Genomic DNA, 20375 nt, shown 5'->3' with positions numbered 1-20375 from the left:
ATGTCGAGCGGATAGGAGATGTTTCGCGGCGCGAACCGGTGTGTCGTTATTCTGGCCGGTGCGCCGCTTGAGAGATTCGGTGATGCGATTGGGTGATTCGATTCGGTGATTCGATCAGGCGATTCGAAGTCGCGTGATGCGCCCGCGTGAAGACGCGGCGCATCACGCAAGCGCTTAGAACAGCGCTTCGTCGACTTCCATCAGCGTCTTCGAACCCGCGCGCGCCTGGCGGATCGAGGTCGCCGTTTCGGGCAGCAGCTTCGCGAAGTAGAAGCGCGCCGTGGCCAGCTTCGACTTGTAGAACGGATCGCCCGAGCTTTCCTTGTCGAGCGCGATGCGCGCCATGCGCGCCCAGAAGTACGCGAACACCAGATGGCCCGCCGTGCGCAAATACGGCACGGCGGCCGCGCCCACTTCGTCCGGGTTCTGCATGGCCTTCATGCCGATTTCCATCGTGAGCTTCTGCATCTTGTCGCCGATGTCGGCGAGCGGATTCACGAACTCCTGCATCTCCGTCTTGATGCCTTCGGCTTCGACGAATTCCGTCACGAGCTTGCCGAACTTCTTGAGCTTCGCGCCCATGTCGCCGAGCACCTTGCGGCCCAGCAGGTCGAGCGACTGGATCGTGTTGGTGCCTTCGTAGATCTGGTTGATCCGCGCGTCGCGCACGTACTGCTCCATGCCCCACTCGGAGATGAAGCCGTGGCCGCCGTACACCTGCATGCCGAGGTTGGTGCTCTCGAACGCGTTGTCGGTGAGGAAAGCCTTGATGATCGGCGTGAGCAGCGCGACGAGATCGCCGGCTTCCTTGCGCTCGGCTTCGTCGGCGTGCGACAGCTCCTTGTCGATGTGCAGCGCCGCCCAGTACGTGAAGGCGCGCGCGCCTTCGGCCCAGGCCTTCTGCGTGAGCAGCATGCGGCGCACGTCGGGATGCACGATGATCGGATCGGCGGCCTTTTCTGGCGCCTTCGGGCCCGTGAGCGAGCGCATCTGGAGGCGCTCCTTCGCGTACACGAGCGAGTTCTGATACGCGACTTCCGTGAGGCCCAGACCTTGCATGCCGACGCCCAGACGCGCGGCGTTCATCATCACGAACATGGCGTTCAAGCCCTTGTTCGGTTCGCCGACGAGCCAGCCCGTCGCGCCGTCCAGGTTCATCACGCAGGTGGAGTTGCCGTGAATGCCCATCTTGTGTTCGATCGAGCCGCACTTGATGCCGTTGCGCTCGCCCACGTCGCCCGAGGCCGTGGGGATGAACTTCGGCACGACGAAGAGCGAGATGCCCTTGGTGCCTTGCGGGGCGTCCGGCAGGCGCGCGAGCACGAGGTGGATGATGTTCTCCGCCATGTCGTGCTCACCGCTCGAGATGAAGATCTTCGTGCCGGTGATTGCGTAGGAGCCGTCGCTGTTCGGTTCGGCCCGGGTGCGCAGGATGCCGAGGTCGGTGCCGCAGTGCGGCTCGGTCAGACACATCGTGCCGGTCCACACGCCTTCGACGAGCTTCGGCAGATAGGCCTTCTGCAGTTCGGGCGTGCCGTGCGCGTGCAGACATTCGTAGGCGCCGTGCGAGAGACCCGGATACATGGTCCACGCCTGGTTCGCCGAGTTGAGCATTTCGTAGAGCGCGTTGTTCACGAACGCGGGCAGGCCCTGGCCGCCGTAATCGGGATCGCAGCCCAGCGCGGGCCAGCCGGCCTCGACGTATTGCTTGTACGCTTCCTTGAAACCAGTGGGCGTGGTGACGACGCCGTCGCCGGCGTACGTGCAGCCTTCGCGGTCGCCGACCTGGTTCAGCGGAAACAGCACCTCCGAGCAGAACTTGCCCGCTTCTTCGAGCACCTGGTTGATGGTGTCGGCATCGAGGTCGGCGTGCTTCGGCATCTGCTTGACTTCGCCTTCCACGTTCAGCAGTTCGTGCAACACGAATTGCATGTCACGCAGCGGCGCGGTGTACTGTCCCATGTTTTTCTCCCTTGATAGAGCCTTAGAGTGTCGGGCTTTCGCGTACCGCCGCGGCGCTGTGCGCGGGGTGGGCTACTGGCTGACGCTCTGATACGAAACAATCAGTTTTTCGAACGCGGCCCACGTATGGTCGACTGCGTCCGGCAAGTGCAGGAAACGGCCGTCATGATGCAGACCCAGCGTTACGCTATACAGTTCGAACAACATCAGCGCGGGATCGGTGTCCCGTCGCAGATGCCCCTCCTCGATCGCCTGCGAAATGGCGCGCAGCAATGCCGCCCGCCACATCGTCACGCTCGCCACCAGCTGCTCGCGCACCTGGCTGTCCGCGCGGTCGTCGTACTCCACCGCGCCGCTGATGTAGATGCAGCCGGTCGTGACTTCGTGGATGCGCTTCTCGAACCATCGCGACAGCATCGCACGCAGACGGGGCAAACCACGCGGTTCGCGCAAACTCGGAAAGAAGACTTCTTCCTCGAATCTGCGGTGGTACTCGCGCACGACTTCGACCTGGAGATCTTCGCGCGAACCGAAGTGCGCGAAAACGCCGCTCTTGCTCATCTGCATGCGCTCGGCCAGCAAGCCGATCGTCAGGCCTTCCAGGCCGTCGCGGCTCGCGAGGTCGAGTGCTGCATCCAGAATGGCGGCGCGGGTCTGTTCGCCTTTTCGCATAGCTTTATTTACCGTAACGATGTGGCCGCGATGTGGGCTTTAACTGCTCGCATCTGGGCCGGAATTAAATCGAACGGCCGTACTATTGTTGAGGACAGCCGTCCGTGAAACAAGGACTTTATTAGAAACCGATTTCTAACCGGTACTCTAATTTTCGGGCTTCGCGCGCCGCGCACAAGGGAACATTTCTCGATTGCAAGCGGGGCGATTCATGTGGCAGGCAAGCGGCTTGCGCTGCGGCGCCGGCGCTGCCCGCAGCGGGTCGCGCGGCCTAGTCATAGCCGCCCACGGTGAGCATCTTCATGACCACGCGATACGAGTTCCAGGCGAGCCAGTTCACCGCGCGCACGTGCCAGGGCCGCGCCTCGTAGCGCGCGCGGTCGATGCGCGGGGATTCGTCGAAGGCGCTCAGGATCTCGCCGCGCAACTGCTCGATCTGCGGATGCAGCACGAGCAGCACGTTGGCCTCGTTGTTGAGCACGAGGCTCAGCGCGTCGAGATTCGACGACCCCACCGTGCCCCAGTTCGAATCGACCACGGCCACCTTGCCGTGCAGCATGGTCTTTTCGTATTCGGCGATCTGCACGCCCGCGCTCAGCAACTGGTGATAGAGAAACGGCGTGCCGTAGTCGAGCACCTTGAACTCTTTTCGTCCGATCAACAGCTTGACCGTGACACCGCGCGTGGCCGCTTCCACGAGCGCGCGGCGCAGCCGCCGCCCGGGCATGAAGTAGGGATTGGCAAGCAGCACTTCCTTGCGCGCCTCGCCGATGGCGTCGAGATAGGCCTTCTCGATCGCGCGCCGGTTCACCACGTTGTCGCGCGCGACGAAGGCCACGCAGGGCACGCGCGCCGTGCGCGGATCGGGCACGCCCGCGCGCAGACGCTCGCGCAGCCGCGCGATGATGCGCTGTGCGCGGCTCGTGCGCACCACGGGCGCCAGTTCGCGCAGCACTTCGTTGACCGCCTTGGCGGGCTGCATGACCGTGTGGCCCGTGGGATGCGGCGCCATGTATCCGGCGCTCGCGGGCACGCCCGGCGACAGCGGCGGCTGACCGCCCGGCAGCACCGGCGCGCCAAGCGGCGGACGATGGCCGAGCCGGATGCGTCGCCACTGCAGCTCGATGGCCTCGCGCACGTCCACGACCACGGGACCGGCCAGCTCGAGCGCGAAATCCCAGCGCGCGAACGGCAGCGGCTTGCCGTCGTTTTCCATGTCGTCGACGATGTTGATGCCGCCGCAATACGCGTACTGATCGTCGATCACCGCGAGCTTGCGGTGCGTGCGCGAAAAGCCGAAGCGCCCGAAGATATGCGGGTTGTAGACGCGATGCTCGATGCCCGCCGCGGGCCACGCATCGAACAGCGCGAGGTGCGGCGAGCCGATGCCGTCGGTGATCACGCGCACGCGCACGCCGCGGCGCGCCGCGCGCATCAGCGCCTCGGACACGGCCTGGCCGATCGTGTCGCTGCAAAAGATATAGGTTTCGAGCGCGACATCACGCTGGGCCGCGTCGATGCGCTCGATCATCGCCCCGAACAGCCCCTCGCCCGAGTGGAACAGGCGCACGTCGTTGCCGCTCGTGAAGCGGTAGCGCGAGCGATAGCGCTTGCCGAGCAGCGCCTCGCGCAGCCGCATGACGCGGCGCGGTTCGATCCCCGAATCCAGATCGCCCGGATCGTCGCCGGGCTGGCCGGAACGGCCGGAATCGGCGCGGCGGGTATCGCTCACGGCTGCGCTCCGGCCAGCCGCGCGGGCAGCTGCAGAATGGCCTCGCGATTCGACGACGAAAAGCACTTCGCCGCCGCTTCCTCGTAAGGCAGCCACAGATACGCCGTGTGCTCGCGCGGCGCGAGCGTGACGGGCGTGCCGTCCGGCACCTGAAGGCTGAACCAGTGCTCGGTGTTGCGCGTCACGCCTTCGGCGTAGCGGTGGCGCCAGACCGGATAGATTTCGTAGTCGATCTGGTGGCGCCAGTCGAGCAGCGCGGCGGCGGACACGCCGTTTGCGCCCACCGCGATGCCGGTTTCCTCCCCCACTTCCCGCACGGCCGTCTCGGCGAGCGGCTCGTCGAGATGGTCCTTCGAGCCCGTGACCGACTGCCAGAAGCCGGCGCGATCGGCGCGCTCGATGATCAGCACGTCGAGCCGCGGCGTATGGATGACGACCAGGACGGATTCGGGAATCTTCGGCGGCTTCTGCATGATGGGGCAAACAAAGGGTGAGGCGAGGCACGTGGAGCACGGCGCGCGGAGCACACGCCGCGCGCGGGGCGCCGCTGCGCAGTGTGCGGCGCGCTTGTGAAAGAATTTAACGCAAAAAGCAAAAAAGGCGCACGATGCGCCTTTTTTGTTTGCTGGCAGGACGACGCGCCCAAGCGCGCCGCCTGCGGATCGCGCGGCTTACTGCGCCGGCTTCTGCTCAGGCTGACGCAGACGGATGTGCAGTTCCTTGAGCTGACGCTCGTCCACCGCGCTCGGCGCCTGCGTGAGCAGACACTGTGCGCGTTGCGTCTTCGGGAACGCGATCACGTCGCGGATCGAGTCGGCGCCGGCCATCATCGTGACGATACGGTCCAGACCGAACGCGATACCGCCGTGCGGCGGCGCGCCGTATTGCAGCGCGTCCAGCAGGAAGCCGAACTTCGCACGCGCTTCTTCCGCATTGATCTTGAGCGCGCGGAACACCTTGCTCTGCACGTCTTCCTGATAGATACGGACCGAACCGCCGCCGATTTCCCAGCCGTTCAGCACCATGTCGTACGCCTTCGCGAGGCAGCGGCCCGGATCCGTTTCGAGGTATTCCAGGTGCTCGTCCTTCGGGCTCGTGAACGGGTGGTGCGCGGCCACGTAGCGGTTTTCTTCCTCGTCGTACTCGAACATCGGGAAGTCGATCACCCACAGCGGCTTCCAGCCCTTCTCGACCAGACCGTTGGCCTTGCCGAATTCCGAATGGCCGACCTTCAGGCGCAGCGCACCGAGGCTGTCGTTCACGACCTTCGCGCGATCGGCCGCGAAGAAGATGATGTCGCCGTCTTGCGCGCCGGTGCGCTCGAGGATCGCGGCGATCGACGCGTCGTGCAGGTTCTTGACGATCGGGCTTTGCAGACCGTCACGGCCCTTCGCGACTTCGTTGACCTTGATCCAAGCGAGACCCTTCGCGCCGTAGATGCGCACGAATTCCGTGTAGCCGTCGATGTCGCCACGCGAGAGTTCGGCGCCCTTCGGCACGCGCAGTGCGGCCACGCGGCCGTCCTTGCTGTTGGCCGGCGTGCTGAACACCTTGAAGTCGACGTCCTTCATGGCGTCGGTCAGTTCGGTGAATTCGAGCTTCACGCGCAGGTCGGGCTTGTCCGAACCGAAGCGGCTCATGGCTTCCGAGTACGGCATGACCGGGAACTTCGCGTCGAGTTCGACGCCGATCGTTTCCTTGAACACGTGACGCGCCATGTCTTCGAACAGATCACGGATTTCCTGCTCGCCGAGGAACGACGTTTCGCAGTCGATCTGCGTGAATTCCGGCTGACGGTCGGCACGCAGGTCTTCGTCGCGGAAGCACTTGACGATCTGGTAGTAGCGATCGAAGTTCGCCACCATCAGCAGCTGCTTGAACAGCTGCGGCGACTGCGGCAGCGCGAAGAACTGGCCCGGGTTCGTGCGCGACGGCACGAGGTAGTCGCGCGCGCCTTCCGGCGTGCTCTTGGTGAGCATCGGCGTTTCGATGTCGATGAAGCCGAGCGCGTCGAGATACTTGCGCACGGCCATCGTCACGCGGTAACGCAGGCGCAGGTTGTGCTGCATCTGCGGACGGCGCAGGTCGAGCACGCGATGCGTGAGACGCGTGGTTTCCGAGAGGTTGTCGTCGTCGAGCTGGAACGGCGGCGTGACCGACGCGTTCAGCACCACGATTTCGTGGCACAGCACTTCGATCTTGCCGCTCGTGAGGTTGGCGTTGACCGTGCCCTCGGGACGATTGCGAACGAGACCCTTCACCTGGACGCAGAACTCGTTGCGCACGCCTTCGGCGATCTTGAACATCTCGGCGCGATCCGGGTCGCAGACGACCTGGACGAGGCCTTCACGGTCGCGCAGGTCGATGAAGATGACGCCGCCGTGGTCGCGGCGGCGCTGCACCCATCCGCACAGCGAAACAGTTTGGCCCAGCAGCTGTTCGGTCACCAGACCGCAGTATTCAGATCTCATCGACATGATGTTCGTCTTTCGTTATGCGTGAATTAAACGGGAAGCGCGCGCACGGTTGCGGGCGTCCGGTATTTAAAGCGGGGGATCGATGGGGCGGCGTGCATTCGCGGCCGGCGCGACGACGCCCATCGAAACAATATACTTGAGCGCGGCATCGACCGTCATGTCGAGTTCGATGACTTCGCTCTTCGGCACCATCAGGAAAAAGCCCGACGTGGGATTCGGCGTGGTCGGCACATACACGCTCACGTGATCTTCCTGAAGATGGTTGACCACGTCGCCGCCGGGGATGCCGGTCAGGAACGCGATCGTCCACGAGCCCTTGCGCGGATATTCGATCAGGAGTGCCTTGCGGAAGGCATTGCCGTTACTCGAAAGCAGTGTATCGGAAACCTGCTGGATGCTGCTGTACAGCGGCCCCACGATCGGAATGCGGCGCACCAGCGCGTTCCACCACTCCACCAGTTTCTGGCCGATGAAGTTGTGCGTGAGCACGCCCACGACGAAGATGAACGCCAGCGTGAGCACCGCGCCCAGACCCGGCAGGCGCATGTGGAACAGGCGCTCGGGCCGCCACGATTCGGGCAGCAGCAACAGCGTCTGATCCATCGTGCCGATGACGAGATTCAGCACCCACAGCGTGATGGCCAGCGGCACCAGCACCAGAAGGCCGGTCAGGAACACCGATTTGAAGGTCGCTTTCTTGATCGTCATGTACACGCCATCCAGGCCGCGCTCGGGCGCGGCGCTTGCGCGGCCCGGCTTCGCTCAGGAAGTCTGCCGGACCACAGGGTTGTCAGGTCGAGCCCGTCGCGCTGGGCGCCGCGGCGGCCGCGCCGGTCGATGCGGGGGCGGCCGCCGGTGCAGCCGGACTTGCGCTCTCGGACTTGCCGCCTTCCGACGACGACGAAGCCGCGGCTTCGCCGCCCTTCGCGCCCGTGGCCGCAGCGCTCGTGCCACCGTTGTTGCCACTATTGCCGCCACGGAAATCCGTGACGTACCAGCCCGAGCCTTTCAGCTGGAAGCCGGCCGCGGTGACCTGTTTGCGAAACGCGTCCGCGCCGCAGCTCGGGCACTGCGTCAGGGGCGCATCGCTGATCTTTTGCAGCGCGTCTTTGGCGAAGCCGCACGATTCGCAGCGATAAGCGTAGATCGGCATGATCTCTTTCCTGATGAAACGGATGAAATTCCGGTAAATGCTTGCAAAGCCTTGAATTATAGCCGCAAACGCTCCCCTGGCCTGGTAATTGCCAGGACGGGTCGTTTGAGCGGGGCTACGCAGCAGTTTGGGGCGGATGGCGCACGATCAAGGGCGTGATCGGCGATATAAGCCGCGATACACGCGCGGCGCGCGGTTTCAGGCGACGGCGGCGTCGTTACGGCGCCACGTGAGCCAGCGCTCGCGGCCCGCGAATACCGGCAGCGATGCGCTCACATCGTGCTCGTCGAGCAGCGTGAAAAATGGGGCGAGCAGCGCGTCGAGTTCGTCGCGCGCGATGCCGAACGGCGGCCCTTTGGGCGCGTCGTCGAAGAAGAAAAAGCCCGCCAGCAGCGCGCCCGGCGCGAGCAGTTCGGCCATGCGGCGCGCGTAGGCGCTGCGCTGCGCCTTGGGCAGCGCGCACAGGAAGGCGCGCTCGAAGATCCAGTCCGGCGCGAACGGCGGACGGTAGGCGTAAAAATCGGCTTCCTCGACGACATCGGCGTAATCGCCCAGCGCGTTGCGCGCATGCGCCACCGCCGAAGGCGCGAAGTCGATCGCGCGCACGGTGCGGCCGCGCTCGGCGAGCCAGCGCGCTTCCCATGCGTTGCCGCAGCCCGGAATCAGCACGCTCGCGTCGGCGTGTGCCGTGGCGAACGCCTCGAAGTCCGGCTGCACGCCCGCCTGATCCCACGGCGTGAAGCCGCGCTCGAAGCGCTCGTCCCAGAACGCGGGCGCGCCGGGGTCGCGCGTGGCGAAGTCGGGGGCCGTGCCGCCGGGTTGTGCCGCTTGCGCGGTTTGTTCCGCCTGCGCGGTTTGTTCCGTTTGCGCGGACTGCTTTGGCTGGTCCGGTTCGCTCGTCATCGTCTCGCTCCTTTCGTCTCGCTCCCTGCCTGCGCCCTGCTCACCAGCCGGCTTATCCGCCGTAGGCGTACGCCAGCCACATGTGCGCGGCGAGCATGCCCACGCCCACCGCTACGCCGAACACCACGAGCCCCTGCAACAGGCGATTGGTGCGGCGCTGCTCGGCGAGAATATGGCGCAGCGTGTCGTCGCTGCCGCCATGCGCGGGGTCCTGGCGATGCAGCAGCACCTGATGCACGAGGCGCGGCAATTGCGGCAGCGTCTTGCTCCACTGCGGCGCCTCGATCTTGAGGCGCTCGAACCAGCCGCGCAGGCCGATCTGCTCGGTCATCCAGCGTTCGAGATACGGCTTCGCGGTCTTCCACAGATCGAGTTCCGGGTCGAGCGAGCGGCCGAGCCCTTCGACGTTCAGCATGGTCTTCTGCAGCAGCACGAGCTGCGGCTGGATTTCCACGTTGAAGCGGCGCGACGTCTGGAACAGGCGCAGCAGCACCTGACCGAGCGAAATGTCCTTGAGCGCGCGGTCGAAATACGGTTCGCACACGGCGCGGATCGCGCTCTCCAGTTCCTCGACGCGCGTCGTCGGCGGCACCCAGCCCGACTCGATATGCAGCGTCGCCACGCGGTGATAGTCGCGCTTGAAGAACGCGAGGAAGTTCTGCGCGAGGTAATTCTTGTCGAAGTCCGACAGCGCGCCGACGATACCGAAATCGAGCGCGATATAGCGCCCGAAATGCGCCGGATCGAGGCTCACCTGAATGTTGCCGGGATGCATGTCGGCGTGGAAGAAACCGTCGCGGAACACCTGCGTGAAGAAGATTTCCACGCCTTCGCGCGCGAGCTTCGGAATGTCCACGCCCGCCGCGCGCAGCTTGTCGACCTGGCTGATCGGCACGCCGACCATGCGCTCCATCACCAGCACGTTGGGCGTGCTGAATTCCCAGTACATCTCGGGCACGAGCAGCAGGTCGAGGCCCGCGAAATTGCGGCGCAACTGGCTGCCGTTGGCGGCCTCGCGCATCAGATCGAGTTCGTCGTGCAGATACTTGTCGAATTCAGCGACGACTTCGCGCGGCTTCAGGCGCTTGCCGTCGGCCCACAGACGCTCGGCCCACACGGCGATGTCGCGCAGCAGCAGCAGGTCCGAATCGATCACGGGCCGCATGTTCGGGCGCAGCACCTTCACCGCCACCGCCTTGCCCGCGTGCTGCCCCGACCTCACCTTCGCGAAGTGCACCTGCGCGATCGAGGCGCTCGCCACCGGCACGCGCTCGAAGTCGTCGAACAGTTCGTCGACGGGCGCGCCCAGCGATTTTTCGATGATGTCGATCGCCACCTTCGAATCGAACGGCGGCACCTGGTCCTGCAGCTTGGCGAGTTCGTTGGCAATGTCGAGCGGCAGCAGATCGCGGCGCGTCGAGAGCACCTGGCCGAACTTCACGAAGATCGGCCCGAGGCTTTCGAGCGCGAGACGCAGCCGCACGCCGGGCGGTTGATCGAACTTGCGTCCGATCGTGGTGATGCGCAGCAACAGCCTGACGCGCCGGTCATTGATCCGGCTCAACATCATTTCGTCGAGACCGAAGCGGATGACCGTAAAGAAAATCTTCAGGAAACGCAGAAAACGCATGTCTTAGTTGCCTTGTAGCGGGCCGGTTGTCTGGCTCGGCGCGCGCGGCGCCGCGCTCGAAGGCGTCGATCCCGCGCTGCGCGCTTGTGATTTTTGTTCAAGGCGCTCAATGCGCTTTTCCACACGCGCGAGAGCATCGCGCGCGCGTGACAGCTCCGTGTTGAAGCCGTCCAGCTCGGCGCGCCGCACGAGTTGCGGATTTTCGTCGAGCAGATATTCGGTGACGGAGCCGAGCACATTGCGCCCGGTGCGAAGCGCCTGCTGATGCACGGTGCGCGCGAAGGCGGCGACGCGGAACGCGCTGGCGTCGCCGATCAGCTTCGCGAGATCTTCCTCGGGTTCCCAGCGCAGATGTTCGGCGAGCTTGCCGATGATCTGCGCGAATTCGGCGTCGCCCTCGATCTTCACGTGCTTCATGACGGCCGACTGGCCGCCCTGCACGTACGAGGAGAGCGCGCCTGCGGGCACGGAAAGCGCGACGTCGGCGTGTTGCGCCTCGTGCTCCTCGACGGCGGCGATATAGCCGTCGGGCTGCACGAGCAGCGTGAGCACGACGGGCGGACACGACAGACGGGCCGTCTTGCCGGCGTAGGGAGCGAGGCGGTCGCGGGCCCACGATTCGCGGGCGAGCAGGTGATTGACAGCGGCGGCGAAGGGCTTGGCGGCGAGAGTCATCGGCTTGAAATAAAAAAACCCGCGCGGGCATCGAGCTCGCGCGGGTTCCTATTGTAGCGTTCGCGCCGCCGGATCGCCCCGCGCGGCGGCTGGTCCGCCAGCCAGATTCGCCTGCGCGCGCGCAGCGTCAACCGCGCGCGACGCTTGCTCAGCGCGGTTCAGTGCGATTCGACCTGCTGGATACCGGCCAGCAGCCAGCCCTCGCCCGAGCTGCGCGACTTCGAGAGATTCCAGATCTCGGTGAACGGCCCGGCGGCCGCACCCACCTCTTCGCGGATCAGGCCGGAGAAGCGCACGCTCGCGAGGTACTCGTTGCCGCGTTCTTCCACGGCGAGCAGGTCGGCGTTGAGCTGCACGACGTCGGTCTGATTCGGCTGCGCGCCGCGGCCCGCGAGATCGACGCGAATCTCGGCGAACATCTCGGGCGTGGTGAACTCGCGGATATCGTCGATATTGCCCGCGTCCCAGGCGGCCTGCAGGCGCACGAAGTAGACCTTGGCGTTACGCAGGAACGCTTCGCTGTCGAAGTCCGCCGGAATCGCGGGCGGCGTGTCGATCTGCGGCGTGCTGAGCGGGTTGCCTTCCGGCGCGAGGTACTGGCCCGTGGGCGGCGCCGTGTAGCGCGGCTCCGGCGGGTTGTAGCCGCCCATCTGGTTCAGGCTCGCCCCGCCCGTCTGATACGCAGGCTGCGCAGCACGGCGGCGGTTCATGAACTTGCGGATCAGCCAGATGGCGACGAACGCGATCAGCGCGATCACGATCATGTTGGCCATGGCGCCCGCGAACGCTTCGCCGAGGCCGAAGTGCGACAGCAGCGCCGCGATGCCGAGACCGGCCGCGAGACCGGCGATGGGACCGAGCCAGCGGTTGCGCGCCGGTGCGGCGGCGGGCGTGGGCGCCGGCGTGCCGGGCGCGCGCTGCGCGCCGGCCTGCTGGGCGGGATTCGTGGGGCTGGGTTGCGCCGGCGGCGGCGTGGTGCTGCGCTGCGACGCCACCGAGGACTGCTTGCCGAAGCTGCGGCCGCCGCCCATGCGACGGGCTTCGGCGTCGAACGACGCGAAGCTGCCCGCCACCAGCGCGCCGATCACGGCGAAGGTGCCAATCCGCCTCGCCCAAGACATTGAAAGCTTACTGGAAGCATTGTTACAGGTCTCAGGCATGGCGGTATTTCCTTTAAAGACAGATAGTTAGGAACACTAGTACTTTGTTCCGACGTGTAAGGCTACCACGCCAGCTGACAAATTGTAATATTTGACGGCATCGAGGCCGATTTGTTCCATCATCGTCTTCAGCGTTTCCTGGTCCGGATGCATGCGGATCGACTCCGCCAGGTACTGGTAACTGTCCGCGTCCTGGGCGAAACGCTTGCCCAACCACGGCAGCACCTTGAAAGAATAGACGTCGTACGCCTTCTTGAGCGGCTCCCAGACCTTCGAGAATTCGAGCACCATCACGCGGCCGCCCGGCTTGATCACGCGGCGCATTTCCGCGAGCGCGGCGTCCTTGTGCGTCATGTTGCGCAGCCCGAACGCCACGGTCACCAGGTCGAAGTAATTGTCGGGAAAGGGGATTTTCTCGGCGTCGCAGAGCAGCGCCGGCGTGATCACGCCTTTATCGATCAGGCGGTCGCGGCCCACGCGCAGCATCGACTCGTTGATGTCGGTGTGCCAGACCTCGCCCGTCGGGCCCGCCTTCTTCGCGAACGCCATCGACAGGTCGCCGGTGCCGCCCGCGATGTCGAGCACCTTCGCGCCCGGACGGATATTGGCCTGCGCAATCGTGAACGCCTTCCACGCGCGGTGCAGCCCGCCCGACATCAGGTCGTTCATCAGGTCGTAGTTCGAGGCGACCGAGTGGAACACACCGGCCACCTTCTTCGCCTTGTCCTGTTCGTCGACTGTCTGATAGCCGAAGTGGGTTTTGCTCATCGCGCTCGTCCTTTCGCGGTCTTGTCCGGCTCGCAGCCGGACTTTTTGAATGAAATTCGCCGCGTCGTGGCGCGGCGGCAGGATCGTAACAGGAAGCGTCAGTGGCAGTGGCCGTGCGCGGCAGCGGGCGGCGCCATCGGCGCGTCGCGTTCGACGCCCGCGGCCTTGAGCTTCGCGAAATAGTCGGCCCAGAGCGTGTCCTGCTGCGTGGCCAGTTCGTAGAGCTGGTCCCACGAATAGATGCCGGTGTTGTGGCCGTCGGAGAAGGTCGGCTGCAGCGCGTAGTTGCCCACGCCTTCGAGCGCCGTGATGGTCACTTCGCGCTTGCCGGTCTGCAGCGTTTCCTGACCGGGCCCGTGGCCGCGCACTTCCGCCGAGGGCGAATAGACGCGCATCAGCTCGAACGGGATGCGATAGCTCTGGCCGTTCGCGTACTGCAGTTCGAGCACGCGCGACAGCGCATGCACCACGACGCCGGTCGGCACCGGCGTATCGGATTTGAGTCCGCTCATGTTGTTTCCTGTTCGCCTGTCAAACCCAAGCCGCCAATCCTGGCACCTGCGTTGTCACCCGCGTTGACACACCTGCGTTATCACCCACGCCGGCGCAGCTCACGCGAGCGCCTGCTCCATTTCCTGCCGCACGGCCTCGCGCAGCAGCGTGGCCTGGGCGCGGCGCTGACCGAGCATCGCCTCCGACACCGTGCGCTGACGCGGCGACCACACCGACATCGGGAAATGCGCGTCGTTGCTGAAGCGCGGGATCACGTGCCAGTGCACATGCGGCACCTGGTTGCCGAGGCTCGCGAGGTTCACCTTCGACGGCTGCATGACGCGGCGCTGCGCCCGCTCGACGGCGTACACGGCGCGCATCAGATGTTCCCGGTCGGCGTTCTCGAGATCCGAGAACTCGGCGACGTGCGTATTCCAGATCACCCGGCAAAAGCCCGGATAGTCGATTTCGGCGGTCGCGAGAACGACGCGCAGACGCTCGTCTTCCCACAGCACCTCGCCGCCTTCCTCACTGCAGAATACGCATGCCATCGTCGTCCTCGAACCGTATTACGGAAAAATTAGCCGTGCCATTAAACCAGCACGCGCTCGATTCCGCCATTGTTCGCCTTCTGCACGTAGTCCGCCATCCAGTTCTCGCCCAGAACATGACGGGCGATCTCCACCACGATGTAATCGGCTTCGATGTTGGCGTCCTCGTTGTAGCGCGACAGGCCCTGCAGGCACGACGGGCAGCTCGTCAGAATCTTGACGTCCTGCGCCTTGCCCTGCCCGCCCGCTTCCTGCGGCGTGGCCGGCTGCACGCCGTTCGCGCCGTTGCCGACGATCGGAATGTCGCGCAGCTTCGCCGCGCCCTTGCGGATTTCCTCTTCCTTGCGGAAGCGCACCTGCGTCGACACGTCCGGGCGCGTGACCGCGAGCGTGCCCGATTCGCCGCAGCAACGATCGTTCTTCTCGATCTTGTAGCCGTCCTTTTCCGAACCCATGAGTTCGTTGACGAGCTTGACCGGGTCCATCGTCTTGATCGGCGTGTGGCACGGGTCGTGGTACATGTAGCGCGTACCGCTCACGCCATCGAGCTTGATGCCCTTCTCGAGCAGGAACTCGTGAATGTCGATGATGCGGCAGCCCGGGAAGATCTTGTCGAATTCATAACCGGCGAGCTGGTCGTAACACGTGCCGCACGACACCACGACGGTCTTGATGTCGAGGTAGTTCAGCGTGTTGGCGACGCGGTGGAACAGCACGCGGTTGTCGGTGACGATCTGCTCGGCCTTGTCGAACTGGCCCGAGCCGCGCTGCGGATAGCCGCAGCACAGATAGCCCGGCGGCAGCACGGTCTGCACGCCCGCCTCCCACAACATCGCCTGGGTGGCCAGACCGACCTGCGAGAACAGGCGCTCGGAGCCACAGCCCGGGAAGTAGAACACCGCTTCCGAATCGACGCTTGTCGCCTTCGGATTGCGGATGATCGGCACGATCTTGTTGTCTTCGATGTCGAGCAGCGCGCGCGCCGTCTTCTTCGGCAGGTTGCCCGGCATCTTCTTGTTGACGAAGTGGATCACCTGCTCGACCACCGGCGACTTGCCCGTGGACGCCGGCGGATGCGCCGTCTGCTTCTTGACGAACTTCTTCAGCACGTCGTTGCCGAGGCGCTGCGCCTTGTAGCCCACGCCCATCATCGCGGTGCGCGCGAGGTTGATGGTCTGCGGATTCGTGGCGTTCAGGAAGAACATGCCCGCCGCGCTGCCCGCGTTGAACTTCTTCTTGCCCATCTTGCGCAGCAGGTTGCGCATGTTCATCGTCACGTCGCCGAAGTCGATCTTGACCGGGCACGGCGTCACGCACTTGTGGCAGACCGTGCAGTGGTCGGCCACGTCGTTGAACTCGTCCCAGTGCTTGATCGACACGCCGCGGCGCGTCTGTTCTTCGTACAGGAAGGCCTCGACCAGCAGCGAGGTCGCGAGGATCTTGTTACGCGGGCTGTACAGCAGGTTCGCGCGCGGCACGTGCGTCGCGCACACCGGCTTGCACTTGCCGCAGCGCAGGCAGTCCTTGACCGACTCGGCGATCGCGCCGATATCGGATTGCTGCATGATCAGCGACTCGTAGCCCATCAGGCCGAACGACGGCGTGTAGGCGTTGCGCAGGTCGGCGCCTTCGAGCAGCTTGCCCGCGTTGAAGCGGCCATGCGGATCGACGCGCTGCTTGTAGGCGCGGAATTCGGCGATCTCGTCGTCGGTGAGGAATTCGAGCTTCGTAATGCCGATGCCGTGCTCGCCCGAGATCACGCCGTCGAGCGAACGCGCGAGCTTCATGATGCGCGCGACCGCGACGTGCGCGTCCTGCAGCATCTCGTAGTTGTCCGAGTTCACCGGCAGGTTGGTGTGCACGTTGCCGTCGCCGGCGTGCATGTGCAGCGCCACGAACACGCGGCCGCGCAGCACCTTCTTGTGGATCGCCTGGGCTTCGTCGAGGATCGGCTTGAATTCGCCGCCGTTGAAGATCTTGCGCAGTTCCGCGCGGATCTCCTGCTTCCACGAGATGCGCACCGTGCGGTCCTGCGTCACGTGGAAAACGTTGACGTCGGCCTGCACGTCGCAGCGGTCGGCGAACTTCTCCGCCAGCGCTTCGTAGCCCAGTTGCACGAGATAGTGCTGCGCCTCGCGCAGCGGCATGTCGAGCTTGTCGCCCACGAAGGTCCAGCGCTCGCGCACGCGATTGAGCAGGTCGAGCGCCTGCTGCACGCGGTCTTCGAGCAGTTCCGCGCTGGGGATTTCATTGGCGTCGTCGCTCTTGCCGAGCGGCAGCTTGCCGCCCTTGAAGAACGCTTCGAGCGCGTCGACCAGTTGCAGCTTGTTCTTGATCGACAGTTCGATGTTGATGCGTTCGATGCCGTCCGTGTACTCGCCCATGCGGTTGAGCGGAATCACGACGTCTTCGTTGATCTTGAACGCGTTGGTGTGCTTGGCGATCGCGGCCGTGCGGCTGCGGTCGAGCCAGAAGCGCTTGCGGGCCTCGGCGGAGACGGCAACGAAGCCTTCGCCGCTCTTGCCGTTCGCCATGCGGATGACTTCCGAGGTGGCGGAGGCCACGGCATCGGCGTCGTCGCCGACGATGTCGCCGATCAGCACCATCTTCGGAAACGCATTGCGCTTGCTCTTGGTCGCGTAACCGACCGCGCGCAGATAGCGCTCGTCCAGATGCTCCAGACCCGCGAGAATCGCGCCGCCCTGCTTCGACGTTTCGAACAGGTAATCCTTGATTTCGACGATGCTCGGGATCGCCTCGCGCGCCTGGCCGAAGAACTCCAGACAGACCGTGCGCGTGTGCGCGGGCATCTTGTGCAGCACCCAGCGCGCCGACGTGATGAGACCGTCGCAGCCTTCCTTCTGGATACCCGGCAGGCCCGCGAGAAATTTATCGGTCACGTCCTTGCCGAGACCTTCCTTGCGGAACACGCGGCCCGCGATGTCGAGCGATTCCGTGCGCAGCAGCTTTTCGCCCGGCGCGTGCTCGCCGTCGAACCACTTCAGTTCGAAGCGCGCGACTTCGATGTCGTGGATCTTGCCCATGTTGTGGTCGAGGCGCGTGACTTCGAGCCAGTTGCCTTCCGGGTCGACCATGCGCCACCAGGCGAGGTTGTCGAGCGCCGTGCCCCACAGCACCGCCTTCTTGCCGCCCGCGTTCATGGCGACGTTGCCGCCGATGCACGAAGCGTCGAGCGAGGTCGGGTCGACCGCGAACACGAAGCCCGCCGCGTCGGCCGCTTCGGTCACGCGGCGCGTGACCACGCCCGCGCCCGAGAAAATCGTCGCGACCTTGCGGTCCACGCCCGGCAGTTCGGTCATTTCGACCGGACCGAGCTGTTCGAGCTTTTCGGTGTTGATGACGGCCGAGAACGGCGTGAGCGGCACCGCGCCGCCCGTGTAGCCCGTGCCGCCTCCGCGCGGGATCACCGTGAGACCGAGTTCGAAGCAGGCCTTGATGAGGCCCGCGATCTCGGCTTCGGTGTCCGGCGTGAGGACCACGAACGGATATTCGACGCGCCAGTCGGTTGCGTCGGTCACGTGCGAGACGCGCGCGATGCCGTCGAAGCGGATGTTGTCCTTCTGCGTACGCTTGCCGAGCACCTTGGTGGCGCGGCGGCGCAGATCGGCCATCTTGTCGAATTCGGCGGCGAATTCTTCGATCGCGCGGCGAGCGGCGCCGATCAGCGTTTCCACGCGCGCGGCGCGCACGACGCCGTCCTGGTCGCTGTGCTCGACGAGGTCGGCGCGGCGGCGCTTCTCGATTTCGCCGATGCGGTGATTCAGCGCCTCGATCAGCATGGCGCGGCGCTTCGGGTTGTCGAGCAGGTCGTCCTGCAGATACGGGTTGCGGCGCACGACCCAGATGTCGCCGAGCACTTCGTAGAGCATGCGCGCCGAGCGGCCCGTGCGGCGTTCGCTGCGCAGTTCGGCGAGCGCGTTCCACGCCTCTTCGCCGAGCAGGCGGATGACGATTTCGCGGTCCGAAAAGGACGTGTAGTTGTACGGAATCTCGCGCAGGCGCGGTTCGATGTCGGCGGCCACGGCTGCGGCGGCGCCGTGAGGATCGAAAACTTGAGGTGCGTTCATGGTTGGACGACTCTTTGAGCCAGATCCGCGCGCGGCTTACGGAGCCGATCGGACGGATGCTGACGGGGCGCGTGGGGCGCTATTCTGAAATCGTGTCCGCCAGAGGCTCGCTCGTGGCGCGGATGGCTGGGCGGACGAAGGGGTGGGGAAGCATGGCGGAAGCGCTCACGCCGATGGTTCCCCGGCGCTCGGACTTAGCGCCACGATCGTGCGTGGCGGGCGTGCCGCTGCGCCGCGGGGCGGGTTTCGCGCCGTGCGGGCATCAAATGGGCTGTCCGAGGTTGCCAGTGCATCTTCCGATCCTTGTTTCAAAAAGCGATTTTAACGCATGATCCGCGCGTGCGCTGACCCTCGGTGGGAAGCCCGCCGACCCGTAAGGTTGAATATCGCTTACGGGCCGGCATGCCCGTGTGACAGCGCGTCGCACGCGGATTAACCGTCCGGTGGGTCGGGAAACATCGCCATCCAGCCTGCCCGCGCCCGGGCTGCCCACCCTGCCCGGCCCGCCAGCGCCGCAGCCGTTGGCGCTATCATTTACGTTTTCCCGTCCCGACCCGCGCCTGGCGCGTCCCCGCATGGCTTCCCACGACGATTACCTGAAAAAAGTCCTCACCGCGCGCGTGTACGACGTCGCCCGCGAAACCGAGCTCGAACCCGCGCCGAATCTCTCCGCGCGCATCGGCAACACGGTGCTGCTCAAGCGCGAGGACAACCAGCCGGTCTTCTCGTTCAAGCTGCGCGGCGCGTACAACAAGATGGCGCATCTTTCGCCCGAGCAGCTCGAACGCGGCGTGATTACCGCCTCGGCGGGCAATCACGCGCAGGGCGTGGCGCTCTCGGCGGCGCGGCTCGGCGTGAAGGCGGTGATCTGCGTGCCGGTCACGACCCCGCAGGTGAAAGTCGATGCCGTGCGCGCGCACGGCGGCCCGACGGTTGAAGTCGTCCAGGCGGGCGAATCCTACAGCGATGCCTACGCCCACGCCGTCCGCCTGCAGGAAGAACGCGGCCTGACCTTCGTGCATCCATTCGACGATCCGCACGTGATCGCCGGCCAGGGCACCGTCGCGATGGAAGTGCTCAGCAAGCATCAGGCCCCGATTCACGCGATCTTCGTGCCGATCGGCGGCGGCGGTCTCGCGGCAGGCGTGGCCGCGTATGTGAAGGCCGTGCGCCCCGAGATCCGCGTGATCGGCGTGCAGACCGACGATTCGTGCGCGATGGCGCAGTCGCTGAAGGCGGGCAAGCGCGTCGAACTGAGCGAAGTCGGGCTGTTCTCGGACGGCACGGCCGTCAAACTCGTCGGCGAGGAAACTTTCCGGCTCTGTCAGCAGTATCTCGACGATGTCGTCACCGTCGATACCGACGCGCTCTGCGCCGCCATCAAGGACGTCTTCCAGGACACGCGCAGCGTGCTCGAACCGGCGGGCGCGCTGGCCGTGGCGGGCGCGAAGAAGTACGCGGAGCGCGAGGGCGTCGCGGGCCAGACGCTGATCGCGATCACGTCGGGCGCGAACATGAATTTCGACCGCATGCGCTTCGTGGCCGAGCGCGCGGAAGTCGGCGAGGCACGCGAAGCCGTGTTCGCCGTGACGATCCCCGAAGAACGCGGCAGCTTCAAGCGCTTTTGCGAACTGGTCGGAACGCGCAGCGTGACGGAGTTCAACTACCGCATCGACGACGCCGAACGCGCGCACATCTTCGTCGGCGTGCAGATCCGCAATCGCGGCGAGTCGCAGCAGATCGCACAGGCCTTCGTCGAACACGGTTTTCCGTGCGTCGATCTCACCGGCGACGAACTCTCGAAGCAGCACATCCGCTACATGGTGGGCGGGCGTTCGCCGCTCGCGCACGACGAGCGCCTGTTCCGCTTCGAGTTCCCGGAGCGTCCGGGCGCGCTGATGCGCTTCCTCTCGTCGATGGCGCCGAACTGGAACATCAGCCTGTTCCACTACCGCAATCAGGGCGCCGATTACAGCTCGATTCTGGTCGGTATTCAGGTGCCCGCCGCTGAAGACGCGGAGTTCCGCCGCTTCCTCGCGACGCTCGGTTATCCGCATTACGAAGAGACGCAGAATCCGGCGTATCGCCTCTTTCTCGCCTGAAGGCCGACGA

General features: G+C 65.3%; 16 protein-coding genes. 1 reads left to right on the top strand and 15 read right to left on the bottom strand.

What is annotated here, in order from left to right; genetic code table 11:
• Positions 1–174: 174 nt before the first annotated feature.
• The 15 genes from U4Y88_RS25045 to U4Y88_RS24975 all read right to left on the bottom strand — a co-directional run bounded on the left by U4Y88_RS25045 (position 175) and on the right by U4Y88_RS24975 (position 18263).
• Positions 175–1962: an acyl-CoA dehydrogenase C-terminal domain-containing protein gene (locus U4Y88_RS25045; protein ID WP_224016608.1), complete on the bottom strand. Its 1788-nt coding sequence runs from the start codon at positions 1960–1962 to the stop codon at positions 175–177.
• A 72-nt stretch (positions 1963–2034) separates the two neighbouring features.
• Positions 2035–2634, bottom strand: a complete 600-nt coding sequence (locus U4Y88_RS25040) for a TetR/AcrR family transcriptional regulator (protein WP_205996971.1) — start codon at positions 2632–2634, stop codon at positions 2035–2037.
• 271 nt (positions 2635–2905) lie between these two features.
• A complete protein-coding gene (locus U4Y88_RS25035; RefSeq protein WP_224016664.1) occupies positions 2906–4273 on the bottom strand; it encodes a phospholipase D-like domain-containing protein in 1368 nt (455 codons plus the stop codon).
• Positions 4274–4362: 89 nt separating this feature from the next.
• Positions 4363–4839 carry a dihydroneopterin triphosphate diphosphatase gene (gene nudB / locus U4Y88_RS25030; protein ID WP_224016610.1) on the bottom strand — a complete coding sequence of 159 codons (477 nt, stop codon included), beginning with the start codon at positions 4837–4839 and terminating at the stop codon, positions 4363–4365.
• Between the two features lie 198 nt (positions 4840–5037).
• Positions 5038–6843 (bottom strand): aspartate--tRNA ligase, encoded by a 1806-nt coding sequence (gene aspS / locus U4Y88_RS25025; RefSeq protein WP_224016612.1) that lies wholly within the window; start codon positions 6841–6843, stop codon positions 5038–5040.
• Positions 6844–6909: 66 nt separating this feature from the next.
• Positions 6910–7551, bottom strand: coding sequence for a DUF502 domain-containing protein (locus U4Y88_RS25020; RefSeq protein ID WP_224016614.1), 642 nt, complete (start codon positions 7549–7551; stop codon positions 6910–6912).
• Between the two features lie 82 nt (positions 7552–7633).
• Entirely contained in the window at positions 7634–7996 is a 363-nt protein-coding gene (locus U4Y88_RS25015; RefSeq protein WP_321787139.1) for an FmdB family zinc ribbon protein, read from the bottom strand.
• Positions 7997–8194: 198 nt separating this feature from the next.
• A complete protein-coding gene (locus U4Y88_RS25010; RefSeq protein WP_224016618.1) occupies positions 8195–8899 on the bottom strand; it encodes a methyltransferase domain-containing protein in 705 nt (234 codons plus the stop codon).
• Positions 8900–8951: 52 nt separating this feature from the next.
• A complete protein-coding gene (gene ubiB / locus U4Y88_RS25005) occupies positions 8952–10529 on the bottom strand; it encodes a ubiquinone biosynthesis regulatory protein kinase UbiB (RefSeq protein ID WP_321787137.1) in 1578 nt (525 codons plus the stop codon).
• A gap of 3 nt (positions 10530–10532) precedes the next feature.
• Entirely contained in the window at positions 10533–11204 is a 672-nt protein-coding gene (locus U4Y88_RS25000; protein WP_310634168.1) for an SCP2 domain-containing protein, read from the bottom strand.
• A 158-nt stretch (positions 11205–11362) separates the two neighbouring features.
• A complete protein-coding gene (locus U4Y88_RS24995; protein WP_415774495.1) occupies positions 11363–12325 on the bottom strand; it encodes a Tim44 domain-containing protein in 963 nt (320 codons plus the stop codon).
• A gap of 75 nt (positions 12326–12400) precedes the next feature.
• Positions 12401–13132 (bottom strand): bifunctional demethylmenaquinone methyltransferase/2-methoxy-6-polyprenyl-1,4-benzoquinol methylase UbiE, encoded by a 732-nt coding sequence (ubiE, locus tag U4Y88_RS24990; RefSeq protein ID WP_065059370.1) that lies wholly within the window; start codon positions 13130–13132, stop codon positions 12401–12403.
• Positions 13133–13230: 98 nt separating this feature from the next.
• On the bottom strand, positions 13231–13644 hold the full coding sequence (locus U4Y88_RS24985; protein ID WP_065059371.1) for a gamma-butyrobetaine hydroxylase-like domain-containing protein: 414 nt from the start codon (positions 13642–13644) through the stop codon (positions 13231–13233).
• Between the two features lie 99 nt (positions 13645–13743).
• Complete coding sequence (locus U4Y88_RS24980) at positions 13744–14175, bottom strand: HIT family protein (RefSeq protein ID WP_224016627.1); 432 nt, start codon at positions 14173–14175, stop codon at positions 13744–13746.
• Between the two features lie 41 nt (positions 14176–14216).
• Positions 14217–18263 carry an FAD/FMN-binding oxidoreductase gene (locus U4Y88_RS24975; RefSeq protein WP_321787133.1) on the bottom strand — a complete coding sequence of 1349 codons (4047 nt, stop codon included), beginning with the start codon at positions 18261–18263 and terminating at the stop codon, positions 14217–14219.
• 575 nt (positions 18264–18838) lie between these two features.
• Between U4Y88_RS24975 and ilvA the strand changes: the two genes are divergently transcribed.
• Positions 18839–20365 carry a threonine ammonia-lyase, biosynthetic gene (gene ilvA / locus U4Y88_RS24970; RefSeq protein WP_321787131.1) on the top strand — a complete coding sequence of 509 codons (1527 nt, stop codon included), beginning with the start codon at positions 18839–18841 and terminating at the stop codon, positions 20363–20365.
• The last annotated feature ends 10 nt before the right edge of the window (positions 20366–20375 follow it).

It is taken from the genome of Paraburkholderia sp. J94 (genome assembly GCF_905220285.1).
GTDB lineage: Bacteria > Pseudomonadota > Gammaproteobacteria > Burkholderiales > Burkholderiaceae > Paraburkholderia > Paraburkholderia tropica_A.
Note: the sequence above shows the minus strand (reverse complement) of the source record. Positions and strands in the feature narration are given on the sequence as shown.